At 71.3% G+C, this 17,726-nt stretch carries 14 protein-coding genes; 10 read left to right on the top strand and 4 right to left on the bottom strand.

All coding sequences use genetic code 11. From position 1 onward, the window contains the following. Position 1 precedes the first annotated feature (1 nt). The 8 genes from A1QA_RS0107955 to A1QA_RS0107920 all read left to right on the top strand — a co-directional run bounded on the left by A1QA_RS0107955 (position 2) and on the right by A1QA_RS0107920 (position 10,660). Positions 2-709, top strand: a complete 708-nt coding sequence (locus tag A1QA_RS0107955) for an anthranilate synthase component II (protein ID WP_017178380.1) — start codon at positions 2-4, stop codon at positions 707-709. Then, positions 706-1,830: an anthranilate phosphoribosyltransferase gene (trpD, locus tag A1QA_RS0107950; RefSeq protein ID WP_017178379.1), complete on the top strand. Its 1,125-nt coding sequence runs from the start codon at positions 706-708 to the stop codon at positions 1,828-1,830. Before A1QA_RS0107955 ends, trpD begins: the two co-directional genes overlap by 4 nt. Next, positions 1,827-4,130, top strand: coding sequence for a tryptophan synthase subunit beta (trpB, locus tag A1QA_RS0107945; RefSeq protein WP_017178378.1), 2,304 nt, complete (start codon positions 1,827-1,829; stop codon positions 4,128-4,130). The genes trpD and trpB overlap by 4 nt, the downstream gene beginning before the upstream one ends. Before the next feature lies 1 nt (position 4,131). Further along, entirely contained in the window at positions 4,132-4,986 is an 855-nt protein-coding gene (trpA, locus tag A1QA_RS0107940) for a tryptophan synthase subunit alpha (RefSeq protein ID WP_026048801.1), read from the top strand. A 282-nt stretch (positions 4,987-5,268) separates the two neighbouring features. Beyond that, positions 5,269-6,807, top strand: a complete 1,539-nt coding sequence (locus A1QA_RS0107935) for a hypothetical protein (RefSeq protein ID WP_017178376.1) — start codon at positions 5,269-5,271, stop codon at positions 6,805-6,807. A 106-nt stretch (positions 6,808-6,913) separates the two neighbouring features. Then, positions 6,914-7,543, top strand: a complete 630-nt coding sequence (locus A1QA_RS0107930; protein ID WP_017178375.1) for a type II toxin-antitoxin system PemK/MazF family toxin — start codon at positions 6,914-6,916, stop codon at positions 7,541-7,543. Positions 7,544-7,781: 238 nt separating this feature from the next. After that, positions 7,782-8,042 (top strand): 30S ribosomal protein S20, encoded by a 261-nt coding sequence (gene rpsT, locus A1QA_RS0107925; RefSeq protein ID WP_017178374.1) that lies wholly within the window; start codon positions 7,782-7,784, stop codon positions 8,040-8,042. A 1,124-nt stretch (positions 8,043-9,166) separates the two neighbouring features. After that, a complete protein-coding gene (locus A1QA_RS0107920; protein ID WP_017178373.1) occupies positions 9,167-10,660 on the top strand; it encodes a DUF1846 domain-containing protein in 1,494 nt (497 codons plus the stop codon). A 51-nt stretch (positions 10,661-10,711) separates the two neighbouring features. Here the strand turns inward: A1QA_RS0107920 and holA are convergent, their stop codons facing one another. After that, the gene (gene holA / locus A1QA_RS0107915; protein WP_026048799.1) at positions 10,712-11,743 is read right to left on the bottom strand and encodes a DNA polymerase III subunit delta; all 1,032 of its coding nucleotides are present in this window, start codon (positions 11,741-11,743) and stop codon (positions 10,712-10,714) included. 449 nt (positions 11,744-12,192) lie between these two features. On the opposite strand from holA, the gene A1QA_RS15925 reads away from it, so the two are divergent. Both A1QA_RS15925 and A1QA_RS0107910 read left to right on the top strand, forming a co-directional pair. Beyond that, entirely contained in the window at positions 12,193-12,792 is a 600-nt protein-coding gene (locus tag A1QA_RS15925) for a DUF6318 family protein (protein WP_154652325.1), read from the top strand. A gap of 278 nt (positions 12,793-13,070) precedes the next feature. Further along, positions 13,071-13,628, top strand: coding sequence for a hypothetical protein (locus A1QA_RS0107910; RefSeq protein WP_017178371.1), 558 nt, complete (start codon positions 13,071-13,073; stop codon positions 13,626-13,628). A gap of 67 nt (positions 13,629-13,695) precedes the next feature. Here A1QA_RS0107910 and A1QA_RS0107905 read toward each other — a convergent pair whose 3' ends face one another. Genes A1QA_RS0107905 through A1QA_RS0107895 form a run of 3 tightly spaced genes read right to left on the bottom strand, consistent with a single transcriptional unit; the run spans position 13,696 to position 17,625 of the window. Continuing rightward, entirely contained in the window at positions 13,696-15,108 is a 1,413-nt protein-coding gene (locus A1QA_RS0107905; RefSeq protein WP_051000576.1) for a replication-associated recombination protein A, read from the bottom strand. Between the two features lie 58 nt (positions 15,109-15,166). Then, positions 15,167-16,846 carry a ComEC/Rec2 family competence protein gene (locus A1QA_RS0107900; RefSeq protein ID WP_017178369.1) on the bottom strand — a complete coding sequence of 560 codons (1,680 nt, stop codon included), beginning with the start codon at positions 16,844-16,846 and terminating at the stop codon, positions 15,167-15,169. After that, on the bottom strand, positions 16,843-17,625 hold the full coding sequence (locus A1QA_RS0107895; RefSeq protein WP_017178368.1) for a ComEA family DNA-binding protein: 783 nt from the start codon (positions 17,623-17,625) through the stop codon (positions 16,843-16,845). The genes A1QA_RS0107900 and A1QA_RS0107895 overlap by 4 nt, the downstream gene beginning before the upstream one ends. Positions 17,626-17,726: the final 101 nt, after the last annotated feature.

Below are 17,726 nucleotides of genomic sequence, written 5' to 3'. Positions count from 1 at the left end.
GATGCGCGTCATCCTGCTGGACAACCGTGATTCCTTCGTCTACAACCTCGTCGACCAGCTCGCGATGCTGGGCGTGACCACCGAGGTCTACCGCAACACCGCGCCCGCCCGCGCCGTCCTGGCCGCCCTCGAGCCGACGCCGCAGGAGGCCGCCGCGGGCCAGCGCCCCGCCCTCATCCTCTCTCCCGGACCCGGGCACCCCCGGCAGGCGGGCTGCATGATGGAGGTCCTGGGCGCCGCCCTGGAGCAGGGCCTGCCGACGCTGGGGATCTGCCTGGGCTTCCAGGCCATCGTCGAGGCCTACGGCGGGAGCGTGGGGAGGGTCGAGCCGGTCCATGGCCGCTCCACCCGTGTGGAGGTCACCGACGCCGGGCGCGCCGACGCCGCCTTCGCCGTCCTCGACGGCGGGCCCCTCGACGTGGCCCGCTACCACTCGCTCGGCGCGCGGGACCTTCCTGAGGAGCTGGTGTGCCTGGCGCGCACCAGCGCTGCCGCCGAGGCCAGCGACGGCGCGAGCGGCACCGCCAGCGCTGCTGGCCCTGCCGCCACTGCCGGGATCGTCATGGCCGCCCGGCACCGCCACCGGCCCGCCGTCGGCCTCCAGTTCCACCCCGAGTCCATCCTCACACCGGCCGGTCCCGCGATCCTGCGGGCGCTCATCGCCGGACTGACCACGACCACCGCCACGCCCACAGGAGAGAGCCGATGACCACGCCAGAGCCCACCACCGCCCCGGAGCCAGCCCCCGCCGTCGCCGACGCCGAGGACGCCCACCGCCTCCTGCGCGAGGTCATCCAGGGCCGCCGGCTCAGCCGCGAGGAGACCGGCATCGTCTTCGCCGCGCTCGGCGCGGGGGACCTCTCCGAGGCCGAGACCGCCGCCCTGCTCGCCGCCCTGCACTCGCGCGGCGAGACCGCCGACGAGGTCGCCGGGGCCGCGAGCGCCTTCCGTGAGGCCGCGCGTCCCTTCCCCGCCGTGGCCTTCCCGCTCGTCGACGTCGTGGGCACAGGGGGCGACGGCGTCGGCACGATCAACATCTCCACCGCGGCCGGGCTCGTCGCCGCGTCAATGGGGATCTCCGTGGCCAAGCACGGCAACCGCGCGGTGTCTTCCAAGACGGGGGCGGCCGACGTCGTCGCCGCCCTGGGCCTGCCCCTGGACGTGACGGCGAAGCAGGCCGTCGATCTGCTCGCGCGCGACCATTTCACGTTCCTGTTCGCCCAGGCCTACCACCCGGCGATGAAGCATGTGGCGCCGATCCGCAAGGCCCTGGCCACGCCCACGATCTTCAACGTGCTCGGCCCCCTGCTCAACCCCGCGCACTTGACCTACCAGCTCATGGGCGTGTGGGACCCCGCGATGCTCGACATGATCGCCGAGTCCATGGTCAAGCTGGGCCGCAAGCGCGCCCTCATCGTCCACGGGGCCGGCACCGACGAGATCGCCGTCCACGGGACCACCCTCGTGCGCGAGGCCACCCCCCGCGGGGTCAAGGCCTATGAGGTCACCCCCGCCGACCTCGGGGTGGGCACCTGGGAGCTGACGGACATCCTGGGCGGGGAGGCCGCCGAGAACGCGCGCGCCCTGCGCGAGGCGCTCGCGGGGCGGGGCGAGCCCGCGCACCGCGACGCCATCGCCGTCAACGCCGGCGCCCTCCTCTACCTGGCGGGCCCGGCGGACAACCTGGCCGACGGCACTCGCATGGCCCTGGAGCAGCTCGCCTCGGGCGCGGCGGGAGCGCACCTGGAGTCCATGACCACCGCGGCGCAGCTGGCGGCGCGGGCCGGGCAGGCGGGCGAGGCGGGCGCCGAGAGCGAGGAGCGGGCATGAGCGCCGGACCAACCACGCCGGGCGCGGCGCCGCGCCCCGAGCGCGCGCCGATCGAGGAGCGCCTCATGGCCACCGGCACCGTGCTCGACGCGATCGTGGCCGCACGGCGCGAGCGCCTGCCCGAGCTGCGCGAGCGCTTCGGGCACCTCCAGGCCGCGGCCCTGCCGCGCTCCGAGCGCTCCTTCGAGGAGGCCCTGCGGCGCCGCACGGGCCCGTCCGCGAGCCCGCGCCCGGCGATCATCATGGAGTGCAAGGCGGCCTCGCCGTCGCTCGGCTCGATCCGCGCCGACTACGACCCCGCCGCGCTGGCCTCGGCCTACGCGCCCCACGCGGCGGCGATCTCCGTGCTCACCGAGCCCGACCGCTTCAACGGCGACTACGAGGACCTGGCGAGGGTGCGCGCGGCGGTGGACCAGCCCGTCCTGTGCAAGGACTTCATCGTCGATGCCGTGCAGGTGCTCGCGGCCCGCCACCTGGGGGCGGACGCGATCCTCCTCATGCTCTCCGTCGTGCCCGACGACGTCTACCGGGAACTGGCGGGACTGGCGGCCTCGCTGGGGATGAGCGTGCTCACCGAGGTCTCCACCCCCGAGGAGATGAGCCGGGCAGCCGCCCTGGGAGCGCGGGTCATCGGCATCAACAACCGCGACCTGCGCACGCTGGCCACGGACCTCGCGCGCACCGAGGAGATGGCGCCCCTGGCCCCGGCCGGCGCGGTCCTCGTCGGCGAGTCCGGGGTTCATGGGCCCGGCGATGTCCGGCGCCTGGCTGGCATCGTGGACGCGCTGCTCGTCGGCTCGAGCCTGTCGGGCTCGGCTGACGCCGCTTCCGCGGCCCGGGCGCTCGCCGAGGCCGTGCCGGTGCCGGGCGCCTCCTCCGGTGACGCCTCCCCGGTGCCCGAGGCCTCGCCAGTCTCGCCGGCGCTGCGCCGCGAGCGCCTGGCCGAGGCCGCCGCGACGCCGCCGCACCCGGACGGCCGTTGGAAGCACCCGCGCCTCGATCCCTATTTCGGCGGCTACGGGGGCCAGTTCGTGCCCGAGCTGCTCATCCCGGCGCTGGACCAGCTCGAGGACGCCTTCATCGACGCCCAGGCCGATCCGGCCTTCGCCGCCGAGCTGGAGGCATTCATGAGCCGCTACCTGGGGCGTCCCACAGCGGTCACCGAGCTGCGCAACCTCCCGCTGGAGGGCAACGCCCGTATCCTGCTCAAGCGCGAGGACCTGGTCCATGGGGGCGCTCACAAGGGCAATCAGGTTCTGGGGCAGGCCCTCCTGGCCAAGCGGATGGGTAAGCGGCGCATCATCGCGGAAACCGGCGCGGGCCAGCACGGGACGGCCACGGCCATGGTCTGCGCCCTGCTGGGTCTGGACTGCACCATCTACATGGGGGCCACCGACGTCGTGCGTCAGGCGCCCAATGTCGAGCGCATGGAGCTCATGGGCGCCACGGTGGTCCCGGTGGACAGTGGCGCGGGCACGCTCAAGGACGCCGTCAACGAGGCGCTGCGCGACTGGACGGCCTCCTTCGCCGACACCCACTACCTGCTGGGCACGGCCGCCGGGCCTCACCCCTTCCCCACGATCGTGCGCGAGTACCACCGGGTCATCTCCCGGGAGGCCCGCGCCCAGGTCCTGGGCCTGACGGGGCGGCTGCCGGACTCGGTCATCGCCTGCGTGGGCGGTGGCTCCAACGCGATCGGCATGTTCGCGGAGTTCATCGACGACCCCGGGGTCGAGCTCATCGGGGTTGAGCCGGCCGGTGAGGGTCTGGACACGTCCCGCCACGGCGCCCCCATCAACAAGGGGCTGGTGGGGATCCTCCACGGGGCGCGCAGCTATCTCATGCGCACCTCGGAGGGGCAGGTCGAGGAGTCCTTCTCGGTGTCGGCGGGCCTGGACTACCCGGGTGTGGGTCCCGAGCACGCCTGGCTGTCGGACACCGGCCGGGCCCGCTACGTGGGCATCGGCGACGACGAGGCGATCGAGGCCTTCCGGCTGCTGTCGCGCCACGAGGGGATCATCCCGGCCATGGAGTCGGCCCACGCCCTGGCTCAGGTCCTGGCCATGGCCCGCCAGGTGCCCGACGGCGAGGAGCCCCCGATCCTGCTGGTGTGCCTGTCGGGCCGTGGGGACAAGGATCTCGACCAGGTCCAGGCGAGGCTGGGCGGCTCCGTCTCCACGGACGGCGCCGTGGCCAGGGCCTCGCGCATGGTGGAGCAGATGGGCAAGCGCACCGAGTACGCGGGTCTGAAGGCCGCCAGGGGCACCAGCCTGGACGCCGGCCCGGATAAGGAGTTCTGAGATGAGTCGTTATCCTGCGATGTTCGCCGCCCTCAAGGAGCGCGGCGAGGGCGCCTTCGTCCCCTTCGTCATGGTGGGTGACCCCGACCCGGACACCAGTGAGGCCGTCATCGAGGCGCTCATCGCCGGTGGGGCCGACGCCCTGGAGCTGGGCGTGCCCTTCACCGACCCGGTCGCCGACGGCCCCACGATCCAGAAGGCGCATGTGCGGGCCCTGGCCGCGGGTGTGGGATTCCAGGACTGCCTGGAAGTGGTTCAGCGGGTGCGCCGGCGCCACCCGTGGCTGCCCATCGGCATGCTCATCTACGGCAACGTGCCCTTCGCGATGGGCCTGGAGCGCTTCTACTCCGAGTGCGCGCAGGCCGGCATCGACTCGGTGCTGCTGCCCGACGTCCCGATCCGCGAGTCGGCCGCCTTCAGCCGGGCCGCCGAGGAGGCCGGTGTCGACGCCGTCTACATCGCCCCGCCGTCGGCCGCAGCCGAGACCCTGGACGCGGTGGCGGCGGCCTCACGCGGCTACGTCTACGCCGTCTCCCGGGTGGGGGTGACCGGCACCGAGTGGGCCTCCTCCACCGTGGGGCTCGCCGAGTCGGTGGAGCGCCTGCGCGCCGACGCCGCCGCCCCGGTCATGCTCGGCTTCGGCATCTCGCGACCCGAGCAGGTCGCCGAGGCGATCGCGGCGGGCGCCGATGGCGCGATCTCCGGGTCGGCGACGGTCCAGATCGTGGAGTCCCACGCCCCGGCGATCGCCGCCGCTGGGCTGGGCGGGGCAGCGCGGAAGGAGGTCATCGAGGCGATGAGCGCGGAATTGCGCGGATTCGTCGCCGCGATGAAGGCGGCGACACGGGCGCGCTGAGCCGGGCTGGCTCCCTCGCGGTGGCCCGGGCGGCGCCGCGAGGGAGCGATCCCGCTGCGCCCGGGACTGGGGCGCCGAGTCCACCGCGAGGCCTCGGCAGGCCCCCACGGGGCCTCCACGGGCGCCTTCGAGCACGATGAAGGGCCCATGACGAGGGCGAATGGGCGGGTCAGCTCATTGATTAGTTGACGTGAACCTCTTCACAAGTGACTCTCGCCACGTTAGATTGATATTGATGGGGTGACTTTAACCATTTCGAGACATTGCGAGAGAAGGCCTGCCATGCGCCAATCACGTCCTCATCCGCCCGCCCGGCTGCGTCTCCTTCTCGGCGCCCTCCTGGCCCTCCCCATGGCCCTCGCCGCCCTGATGGGCGTCCCCGCCAGCGCGGAGACGCCCATACCCAGCGACGGCAACGACGACATCAGCGTCACCGGCTTCTACGCCCCGGGCGGCAGCGGCTGCCAGGGCGCCGAGGACGCCGCCCACTGCCTCTTCTGGGGAGTGCGCATCCCTGACACCGTGGCACCGGGCAGGGAGGTGACCGTGACCTTCGAGGCCGACTCGAAGCCAGGCGAGTGGTCCTGGAACTGCTCATCCGAGGAGGGCGTTGCCGGAGCGGCGGCGCTGTACACCAACGACGACCCCCAGGGCTCGATCTACCGGTACGGCTCCTCCGGCCTCGGGCTCCTCCAGCGCATCTACGACCGGTACACCAAGTACGGCGACTACTCCGCCAGCGTCGACAGCATCTCCTGCACGCCCAGCCACCTGCGCCTCGCCTACAAGGTCGATTTCACGGGCAGGCCCACCGGCTCCTACCTCGACCTGAGCATCGGGACGCTGGTGACGAACCCGGGCGATCAGGCGCGCGACTACACGCTCAAGCCGACCCTGACGAGCACCGAGGACGCCACGCCGCACAACCCGACCGCCACGGCGGCCAAGGAGCCCGCGAGCGCCACCCACGCCACGGTGACCACGAGCAAGCAGGACCTTCCCGCGGGCTCCCCCAAGTACACCGGGCGCTACACCGCGACGATCCACAACGACTCCACCAGCCCGCTGACCGGCTTCACGATCGCGGCGGCGCGCACGGAGGGCAAGGCCACCGTCACGAGGATGAGCTGCGACCTGACTCCCTTCGGAGGCCAGGTCGTCACCGCCGAGGGCACCGCCACCAGCCTGGAGGTCTCCGGGGGCTCGGCATCGATCCCCGGCGGCAAGGAGGCCACCTGCGAGGTGGACCTGTCGGAGGTCGTGGGGCGCAACACGATCTCGACGAGCGTGACCTCCCAGGAGAAGACCTTCTCAACGCTCTACGAGGATGCGAACGCCCGCGGCGAGGCGACGGCGTCGACCAGCCATTCCAACTCCGAGGTCCAGCCCCCCGACGCCATGCACTCGACCGACTATGTCACCGTCGACTACATCGTGACCCTGACGAACACGACCGACGCCGACGGCCAGCTGCCCAACCTCACGCTGAAGCCCAAGGCGCCAGCGGGGCTCACCCTGCAGTACGTCGAGCCCAGCGGCATCTGGTGGCTGCGCGACACCCTGGAGCCCCAGGCGGACGGGTCGATCCATGTCCCCACGTCCAGCCTGTGGACCGCCAACGCCCAGTACCCCCTGACGCTGCGCGCGACCTACGCGGTGGACACTGCCGCCATCACCGCGGACGGGTGGAAGGCGCTGGGCACCTGCGACCCGAACGACCCGTCGAAGGGCCTCAATGCCACGATCGACGTCGAGGGCAACGCCACGATCGACTCCTCCTCCTTCCCCCTGTGCACCACGGTGACCCAGGCGAAGAAGTAGGAGCGGGAATCAGCGCCTCACCGGCGCGATCCGATGGGGGCGCCCTCAGCCGCGAGGCTGGGGGCGCCCCCATCGTCGAGTGGCCGACGGCTGTAGGGTGGAGCCCATGGCCAGCCTTCTCGATGGGATCCTGCGCGCGGTCGGCCGCGCCGCCACCGATGCCTTCTCCTCCACCCTGAGGCAGCGCGAGCGCCGCGCCAGCAGCGGCACTCGCGGCAGCAAGGGCGGCGCCGCCGCGAGCGGCACCACCTCCACCGCGCGCAAGAGCGGCAGGGCGGGGACGAGCGCGGGAGCCCCACAGCCCCCCAGCGGTGGGAGCGCCAGCATCCGCGTCTACGACGTCGCCTCGGCCGGGCTCCCCTCCTTCGAGTACGCCCCCAACCCCGACGGCGATGCCGACCCGGGCGAGGTCGTGTGGACGTGGGTGCCCTACGAGGAGGACGCCTCCCAGGGCAAGGACCGCCCCGTCCTGGTCCTGGCCCGCGCCGGGGAGAGCCTCATCATCGCCCAGATGACCTCCAAGGACCATGACCGGGACGCCGCCCAGGAGGCCAGTCACGGCCGCTACTGGTTCGACGTCGGCTCGGGCGCCTGGGACCCGAGGGGCCGCCCGAGCGAGGTCCGGCTCGACCGCCTCCTCGCCGTCGAGCCCTCCGCCGTCCGCCGCGAGGGGGCCACGATGAGCCGGGGGACCTTCGACGCCGTCGTCGCGGCGCTGCGCGAGCACTGGGGCTGAGGGGCGCCGCAGCGGCGGGCCCGGGAGGAGCGCGACGCACCTCACGCCGCCCACCAGCCCCGAGGGGGCACCAGGAGGCACCGCTTTGCTAGAGTGCGTTCTTGGACCTCTGGCCTGGCCGGCTTCGGGGTCCAGCGACCGGGCATCGCCGGGTGCTTCCACCACCTTCTCACGCCCGTGGCGCGAACCCTCTTTCCGGCCAATGACCATCTGACGATCGAGAAAGCAACACTGAACAGTGGCGAACATCAAGTCCCAGATCAAGCGCATCAAGACCAACGAGAAGGCCCGCCTGCGCAACCAGTCCGTCAAGTCCGAGCTCAAGACCTACGTGCGCCGCGTGCGCCAGGCGGTTGAGGCCGGGGACAAGGCCGCCGCCGAGGAGGGCCTCAAGAAGGCCTGCCGCAAGCTGGACAAGGCCGTCTCCAAGGGCGTCATCCACAAGAACCAGGCCGCGAACCGCAAGTCCAAGCTGGCCAAGCGCGTCGCCTCCCTCTGAGGCCACCGCCTCCCACGATCAACGGTTCGGGGCGCCTCCCATCAAGGGAGGCGCCCCGGGCCGCTCTGCAGGCGCGGCTTATTGGACACTTTGTGTTGGTTTGAGGTCGGGTTTCCCTGGTATCGCGGTGTTTCCTCGGTGTTGGAGTCGGTTCATCCTGGGTTCATCCCCGGACATTCTGTGGTGGTCGGACACAGGGTTTTCGTTGCAATGGCGAGGAAAACCCGCGTCTTGACTCACTGATCGGGCAGTGGGGACCCCGGACATATCGTGTTGGCCAGGCGCCGGGTTTTCGTCGCGATGGCGCCGGAATCGGCGTGATGAAGTCGGCGCGGCGGGGCCCGCCCGGGCCTGCCGATCCCACCCGTGCCGCCCGTGGGGCGGCGCCCGCCAGCGTCGCGCGCGACACCCCTGCGCGGGACTCGCCTCGTTGTGAACGTGCCCGTCGTGGTCCTCTGGACGGGGGTTCGCCCCTCTGGCCGGGGTCTTCCCCCTCAGGACGGGGGTAGCGCCCCCGTCCTGTGCCGCGAACCCGCGTCATGTCGCCCGAACCCGCGTACAGAGGCGGGCCGGACGGAGCGCGACATGGAGTTGCCGTGGATGCTGCGCCGTCGGACCGCGCCTGGAGCCCGCCGCGGGCTCGCGTGGGTGCGTCTTGAGCAGCGCTGGGCGGTCGTGGGCGACCCTGCGCCCTCGAGAGCACCGCGGGGTGCCTCCTGCACCAGCGGTTGCCTCTTACGCCGTGGGTTGCGTTCTCACCGCAGCCGAAGGTGCTCAGCGCAACCCGCAGTGCTCAGCGCAGCCGCCGGTGCTGAAAGCACCCGACGAGACCGCCGACCGGGCCATCGACCCCAGCGCCAGGAGAAACCAGAACCAACAGCAAACGTCCTATAAGCCGCAGGCGCTCCCCCTCCGCCGGCGGGCGATTCCTCTGCGCGGGCGGTCGGCCGCGACGTCGCCCTGAGGCACCACCGGCGGCAGCGGTAGCAGCGGCGCCAGCAACACCACCGGTTCCGACGGGCCTGTGTCACGCCGTCGTCATACTCGCGGGGGTTACGATGACGCGCGGCCTGCGGCCGAACCGGCCGGCAGGCGGTTCACCCACCGCGACCCCAGGAGCCCATATGCCCACGCGAATCGGATTCGACCGGGACAAGTACCTCAGGATGCAGTCCGAGCACATCGCGGAGCGGCGCAGGCAGTTCGGGGGAAAGCTCTACCTGGAGTTCGGGGGCAAGCTCGTCGATGACATGCACGCCTCCCGCGTGCTGCCCGGCTTCACCCCGGACAACAAGATCGTCATGCTCGCCGAGCTCATCGACGAGGTCGAGATCATCGTGGCCGTCAACGCCCGCGACTTCCAGCGCCGCAAGGTCCGCGCCGACCTGGGAATCGGCTACGAGGACGAGGTGCTGCGCCACATCGACGCCTTCCGCGACTACGGGCTGTACGTGGGCAGCGTCGTCGTCACACAGTGGACGGACGACAACCGCGAGGCGCATGCCTTCAAGACCAAGCTCGAGCGGCTCGGCATCACCGTGTACCGCCACTTCCCCATCCCCGGCTATCCCGGCGACGTCGCGCGGATCATCTCCGACCAGGGCTACGGGCGCAACGAGTACATCGAGACCGAGCGGGACCTCGTCGTCGTCACCGCGCCCGGGCCGGGCAGCGGCAAGATGGCCACCTGCCTGTCCCAGGTCTACCAGGACCACCAGCGGGGCCTGTCCTCGGGCTACGCGAAGTTCGAGACCTTCCCCATCTGGAACCTGCCGCTCGACCACCCGGTGAACATCGCCTATGAGGCCGCCACCGCGGATCTCGACGACGTCAACATGATCGATCCCTTCCACCTGGCCGCGCACGGGGTCCAGACCGTCAACTACAACCGCGACGTCGAGGTCTTCCCGGTCCTCGTGCGCCTCTTCGAGCAGATGCTCGGCCAGTGCCCCTACGCCTCCCCCACGGATATGGGCGTCAACATGGCCGGCCACTGCATCAGCGACGACGAGGCCTGCCGCGAGGCCTCCAAGCAGGAGATCATCCGCCGCTACTTCAAGGCCCTGGTCACGGAGAAGCAGGACGCGATCGACCCCGTCCAGTCCGAGCGCATCGCGCTGTCGATGGCGAAGGTCGGGGTGACTGTGGAGGACCGGCCGGTGGTGCCGCCCACGCGCGAGCTGGCCCAGGCCACGGGCGCGCCCGCCGCCGCGATCGAGCTGCCCGATGGGCGCATCATCACGGGCAAGACCTCACCCCTGCTGGGCTGCTCGTCGGCGATGCTGCTCAACGCGCTCAAGGCCCTGGCGGGCATCGACTCCGAGGTGCTGCTGCTCTCGCCGGAGTCGATCGAGCCGATCCAGACGCTCAAGACGACGCACCTGGGCTCGCGCAACCCGCGCCTGCACACCGACGAGGTGCTCATCGCCCTGGCCGTGTCCGCCTCCACGGATCCCAACGCGGCGCGCGCCATGGAGCAGATCGCCACGCTGCGCGGCTGCGATGTGCACACCTCGACGATCCTGGGCAGTGTGGATGAGGGGATCTTCCGCTCCCTGGGGGTGCAGGTGACCAACGAGCCCGTGTACGCGACGAAGTCGCTGTACCGCAAGCGCTGAGGGCGCTCGGGATCCCACTGAGGGCCCGGGGGCGGACCGCCCGGCGTGGGCTCAGCGCCGGGCGGGCAGGCGGCCCCGTCGGGCGGAGCAGATCGCGAGGACGGCGCGCTCGACGGCGTGCTCGGGGTCGCGGCTGGCTCCCTTGGTCTCGGCGTCGGCGCGGGCGACGGCGATGATCGCGGCGGCGAGGGCGTCGTCGGACCATCCGGAGAGCTCGGCGCGGGCGCGCTTGGCCTGCCAGGGGGACATACCGAGTTCCTTGGGGCCCATGCTGGGCCGTCCGCCTGCGGCGGCGACGCGGGCGAGCTGGCGGAGCTTGGTGGCCAGGGCGGAGACGATGAGGACGGGGGCGACGCCGGTGGCCAGGGCGTGGCGCAGGAGGGTGACGGCTTTGGCGACGTTGCCGGAGATAGCGGCGTCGGCGACGCTGAAGCCGGTGGCCTCGATGCGGCCGGCGTAGTAGGTGTTGACGTGGGCGACGGTGATGGTGCCCTCGGTGTCCGCCATGAGCTGGGCAACGGCGCTGGTGAGCTCGCGCAGGTCGGAGCCCAGGGCGTCCACGAGGGCGCCGATGGCCTCGGGCTCGATGCGCCGACCCGCGCGGCGCACGTCAGCGTTGACGAGGGCGGCCTTGTCCCCGTCCTTCTTGATCGGCTCGCAGGTGACGACGGGGTAGGGCGAGGCGGCGATGGCGTCGAGGAGCTTCTTTCCGCGCTGGCCGGAGTTGTGGCGCAGGATGACGACGACGTCGGGGTCGGGGGCGGCGACGTAGGCGAGCAGGTCGGCGAGCAGCGGGTCCGTCATCTGCTCGAGGTTGGGCACGTGGACGAGCTTGGGCTCGCCGAAGAGGGAGGGCGAGACGAGGGTGTCGAGCATATGGGGCTCGTAGGTGGAGGCGTCGAGGCGGACGATCTCCGTGGTGGGGTCCTTGGCGCGGGCCTGGGCGAGGAGTCGGTCGACGGCGCGCTCGCCGAGGAGCTCCTCTCCCCCTCGCACGAGGACGACGGGCGCGAGGTCCACCTGATCCCATGAGGGGCCCGCGGGGCGGGAGCGCTTCGAAGCAGCGGGTCGTGCGGGCGGCATGGCTCCAAGCCTGCCACAGCCACAGCCCCTCCCTCTCGCCGAGACCGGTCGAAAACAGGAGCGAAACCGCTCCAGTATCCACAGGCTGGTGCTGGTCGGCGGCGTGTTGGCGGGTTATCCACAGATCCGCCATGGGGTCTGGCGCGCGGACAGGGTGGGGCTCTAAGGTGGGGGCTCGACGGCGAGGCCGCCGTCACTGGGGCCGACCTGGGGCCTCGAATCCTTCCCCTGGTCCATGTCCGCCCGCTTCCCGCCTGGAAGGCCCCAGACCCATGGCCCCCACGCCTCCCCATACCCCGCCCCGCGCCATCGGCGCGACAGGATCTCGACGGCGCACCAGCACTCGCACTCGACCGCCCCAACGGCCCCGATGGCTCAAGGGCTTCACGGCGGGCGCGGCCAGGCGCTGGGCCCACCCGATCGCCCTCGTACTGGCCGCCTGCTGCGCCGTGAGCCTGACGCTGCTGACTGCCTGCGCCAAAGACGCGTCCCCGGTCGAGGTCACTGGAACACTGCCCACACGCTTCTTCTCCACCCCCAACGCCAGCGCGGACGCGACCCCCACCGCCAGCGCCCTGCCGTCCCTCAGCCCCGAACTACAGGCTCAACGAGCCACCGCCCTGGCCGAGCCCAAACCGCCCAAGCCCGACATCACCAGCCAGAACACTCCAGAGGGCGCTACGAACGCCGTCGCCTACTTCTTCGCCCTCTACCGCTACGCCTTCGTCACCGGGGATACCACCGACCTGGCCTCCATGAGCGAAGACAGCTGCGTCTTTTGCAAGTCAGCTATCGACAATGCCACCAAGCTCCACCAAGGCGGAGGATGGGCCAACCCCTGGGAAATCACAATTCAGGATATGTCCTACACTCCGCCAGGAACAGGAAAGGAGTATTCAGCGATCCAAGGAACCCTAGTTACGACCGCATCTACGACGGTCAGTGGTGCAGGCGACATCACCGAAGAAGGAAACGAAACCACAAAACTATTTATAGCCCTTCGCCACAATGGAGAAGAGTGGATTATCCGTGGGGTGTCCACAGAATGAGAGAGAAAGTATTCACAATACTACTATCATTATGCGCATTAACAGCAGGCACCGCAGGAGCATTGGAAACCAGCGGTGACCATTCAAGTCGAAACGTTGACGCACAGGGATACGATAATCATGTCGGACTTACGAGCGACGTCTACGAAGAGGTCCCAGTCCAGACAGGCACACCGTCAGGGGGCTCGGGAAACGCACCAGAAGGCGCTCCCAGCCCTGCCGCAGTATCAGCGGCATCACCTCAAGACAACCCAGCTGGGGGACGCTGGACGTGCTGGGTGGAGGAGATCAGCGATCTCAACAAAACGGGGCACTGCACCCTGCAGAGCGACGACACCCCAGCGGACCCAGCTGCCGCCGCCCCGGCCCCCGCGCCGATCGTGCTCACCTCGCATGATGTGGCCACCCTCATCGTCGACGGCTCCGGCGTCTTCATCCAGCCGCCCACCGGCACCATCCTGCTCCACATGCCGCTGATCGCCTACACCAACCCCACCACCAGAACCCTAACCACCACCGTCGCAGGCACGAGTGTCGACGTCGAAGTCACCCCCGCCACCTACACCTGGAACTGGGGAGACAACACCACCCTGTCCACCACCGACCCTGGACACCCCTACCCCAACCAGACCGTCACCCACCTCTACGCCACCACAGCCGACAACGTCACCGTCACCCTCACCACCACCTGGACCGCCAGATTCAAACCCACAGGCGCCACCAACTGGCAGCCCGTCGACGGCTACGTCACCACCACCCAAACAGCCCCACCCTTCAACATCCGCCGCCTCATCCCCTACCTATCCGACGACGCCGAAGAACACCAAGGCCACTAACGATCCCCCCCATTCTCCGGACCGGTCTCGATCCTCTTTTCAACCGGTCTCGATGAGGGGGGCGGAATCACGAAGCCTCCCCACCGCCCTTCCGTTTCTCAGTGCGGAGCCCATCCCAGTAGACGAGTCGCTCCTGAATTCGCTTCTCGTAGCCGCGATCGGTCGGCTCGTAGAAGGCCTTCCGCTCCTGCGGCGCGGGGTAACCATCCGGGAAATAGTCGGCTCCGGAGAACCCGTCGGGAGTATCAGGGTCGTACTGATACCCCTCGCCGTAGCCCAGTTCTTTCATGAGCCGGGTCGGCGCGTTGAGGATATGCGCTGGCGGCATCAAAGACCCCGTCCGCTTGGCCTGCTTCCAGGCCCGGTTGAAGCCCCGGTACACGCTGATGGATTTCGGCGCCGTCGCCAGGTAGACCACCGCCTGGGCGATCGCGAGCTCACCCTCGGGAGAGCCGAGGCGCTCATAGGTGTCCCATGCGGCGAGCGCGATCCGCAGAGCCCCGGGATCAGCCATCCCCACATCCTCACTGGCGAAGCGGACGATCCGCCGGGCGATGAACAGCGGGTCCTCGCCGCCCAGCAGCATCCTGCTCAGCCAGTACAGAGCGGCGTCCGGGTCGCTGCCGCGCATCGACTTGTGCAGCGCGGAGATGAGGTTGTAGTGCTCCTCGGAGGTCTTGTCGTAGAGCGGCGCCCGCGAGGCGACGACGTCGGCGAGATCCTGCGCGTCCAGAAGTCCCCCACTGCCGCCGTCGGGCACTCCCGCCGCCGCGAGGACTTGCTCGACCATGCCCAGCAGGTAACGGCCATCGCCGTCGGCCATCGCGATAAGCGCGGATCGGGCGGGCCCCGTCAGCGGAAGCTCGCGCCCCGTCAGCCGCTCCGCGCGGGTGAGGAGCTCGTTGAGGGCGTCCTCGGACAGCCGGGAGAGGACCAGGACCTGGCAGCGCGACAGCAGCGCCCCATTGAGCTCGAAACTCGGGTTCTCGGTGGTCGCCCCCACGAGCACAACCGTCCCGTCCTCCACGTAGGGCAGGAACGAGTCCTGCTGGGCCCGGTTGAAGCGGTGGATCTCATCGACGAAGAGCAACGTTCCCTGGCCGATCTGACGGCGCCTCGCGGCGGCGCCGAAGACCTTCCGCAGGTCCGCCACCCCGGAGAACGTCGCGGAGACCTGCTCGAAGACCAGGCCCGTGCGCTCGGCGAGGAGCCGGGAGATCGTCGTCTTGCCGCAGCCCGGCGGCCCCCACAGGATGATCGAGGAGAGCCGTCCTTGCTCGACCATCCGCCCGAGCGGGGCGTCGGCGCCCAGAACATGGTCCTGTCCGACGACGTCGTCGAGCGTCTGCGGGCGCAGCCTGTCCGCGAGGGGCCGCGTGGGATCGTCGACGGCGGGGCCGCCTGCCTCGGCGGCGGCATCGAAGAGGGAGGGCTCGTCAGAAGGAGTCACGCGGCCCAGACTACGGCCGGGCTCTGACATCCTCGCGCCCGCCCGCCGTGGGGATCGAGACGGGAAGCGACGAGGCATCGCTCCCTGGTCAGAACCGGTCTCGACGTGCTGTTCGCCCGGTTTCGCCGTGCTGTTCGCCCGGTCTCGCATATAAGGGGTGGCGATACGAGTGATGTCGGCGGTAACGATAGCTGCGACGGCGGAGGAGGGCGAGGAGCAGCACCTCGGCGGCGGCGAGGAGGAGGGCTCCGCCGATGCCGCCGGGCCAAGGAATGGTCGCCCCGGGCAGCCCGGCGAAGAACCGCGCGACCCCGGCGAGCCATGCGCAGGAGGCGAGCGCGGGCAGGGCGAGCCAGGCCGCGGCTCTCCCCCACACGGGCGCCATGAGCGCCGCCAGCAGTCCGGAGACCGTCGCCAGGGGGACCGGCGGTGCCGCCATCATATTCGCGGGCACGGCCCACAACCCGACCTGGGGCTGGAGCAGGATGAGCAGCGGCGCGCAGGCGAGTTGGGCGGCAACCGGCACGGCGATGAGCGCCGCCGCCCAGCGGGGCAGCCGCCGCGACACCGCCGCCATGATCGGCCCCGAGCCGAGCAGGATCCCGCTGGTGGCCGCCACGGACAGCGCGAAGCCGTAGTCGCGCGACTGCCAGGGGTCGACGAGCAGCAGCACGACCATCCCCGCGCACAGGGCAGGCAGGGACGCCGACCTTCGCCCCGCGGCCACGCCCACGAGCAGCACGGCTCCCATGGTGGCCGCGCGCAGGACGGACCCGCTGGGCCGCATGAGGAGGACGAGGCCGACGAGGACGATCCCGCCCGCGAGCGCCCGCCAGCGCCTGGGCAGCACGCCGAGGCCGGTGAGGACGAGCCCGAGCACGATGACGACGTGCTGCCCGGAGACCGCTGTCAGGTGGGTCATCGAGACGGTCCGCATGTCCTGGCGCAGGTCGGCTGGCAGGGCGTGGTCGTCGCCGAGGGCGAGCCCGGGCACGAGGGCGAGGGCGCCGGCGTCGTCGCCCCCGGCCCAGCGCCCGGGAGTGCTGCCCCCGGCATGGCCGGTCGCCCGTGTCAGCCCGTCCCTCATCTCGCCGACGGCGCCCAGCACCCCACGGGGATCGCCGGTCCTTGTGGGAGCGCTCCCCCGCCCGAGGATCGCGGCCTCGGATGCCCCGGGATCTGGGGCGCGCAATCGGCCGCGCGCGGTGACGCGCGAGCCGAGGGGCATCTCCAGCCAGGACGCGTCGCCGAGGACGCGAATGCGCAGGCCCGAGGGGACGCCGTCGATGCTCACGTCCTCCAGGGCGGTGAGGATGGTTGTGGCGCGCGCCGAGGCGGTGGCTCGTGGCTGCTCGCTGATGGTCCCCTCGATGGTGACGGCGCGACCGGATTCGACGGCGAGCGTCGTCGGGTCCCGGGCGCGCGCCCATTGGCCCGCTGAGGCGACTGCGAGAACGGCGGCCGCCACGAGGCAGGCCAGGAGGGCTCCCGCTGCGATGGGGCCCGCGCTGGCGGCACCCGCGTTGCCGGGGCGGGGGTCGTGGCGGTGCCGGGGCGGGCGGTAGCGGGTGACCGGCCTGATGAGCGCGGCCGCGAGCGTGATGGCGATGAGGGCCCAGATCCCGGCGGTCCGCCACGCGCGGGCGCCGCTCAGGCCTGTGGCGGCCCACGCGCAGGCCCAGGCCGCCAGGGCGGGCGCGAGGAGCCGCAGGTCGAGGGCGGGAGTCGCGGGCTCGGCGCGCGATCGCGGGTGCGGATCGTTGCTCATACGGTGGCCGATCCTCGGAGGGCCTCGAGTTTGGCCTGGCCGATGCCGGGGACGTCGATGAGGGCGTCGACGGAGGCGAAGGGGCCGTGCTCGGCACGGTAGTCGACGATGCGCTTGGCCAGCGCGGGCCCGACGCCGGGGAGCGCCTCGAGGGCGGTGACGTCGGCGGTGTTGATGTTGACCTGCCCGCCCGCGCTCCCACCGCTGCCCGCTCCCGCCCCAGCAGTGGCGGATGTCCCGGCCTGGGCGGGCGGGGCGGGCGGGAGTGTCTCCCCCTGCCTGGGCACGCGGATCTGCTCGCCGTCGACAACGACGCGCGCGAGGTTGAGCTGCTCGACGTCGGCGTCGGGGGCGGCGCCGCCCGCGGCGTTGAGGGCGTCGGTGACGCGCGCGCCAGCGGGGAGCGTGACGACGCCGGGGGCGGTGACCGCTCCGGTGACGTGGACGACGGCGCTGCCCTCAGTGCCGCCGGTGCTGCTAGCGCCGCCGCCAGCCTGCCCGGGCGGGCCGATGCCTGCCGCTCCCCCGGTGGGGCCGGCTCCTGGCAGGGCGTTCGCAGGGCTCGCCGTGCCTGCGGTGCCAGGGCTTCCGGTGGCGCCTGCTGCGATCGTGGGGGCGCGCGCCGTCGCGTCGGCGGAGCCGAGGACGGAGCGGACCGCGAGGAGGAGGGCGAGGGCGATGATGAGGATGCCACCGACGATGGCGGCGCGCGGCGTGATGGCGGCTCGCCGGGGCTTGATGGGCGCTTCCTGGGGGTCGGCGGTGCAGGCGATGCGCACGTAGTCCTCAAGGGGTCGTTTGCGCGGGGCCCGCCCGCCCGCGATGCGCCTGCCGCTCATACCTCCGAGGTTAAGGAGCGGGGGCGCGGCCCCGCAGGGCG

The sequence above is a fragment of the Actinomyces timonensis DSM 23838 genome (genome assembly GCF_000295095.1).
GTDB classification, from domain to species: Bacteria; Actinomycetota; Actinomycetes; order Actinomycetales; family Actinomycetaceae; genus Actinomyces; species Actinomyces timonensis.
This window is presented reverse-complemented; position numbering and strand designations above follow the sequence as displayed.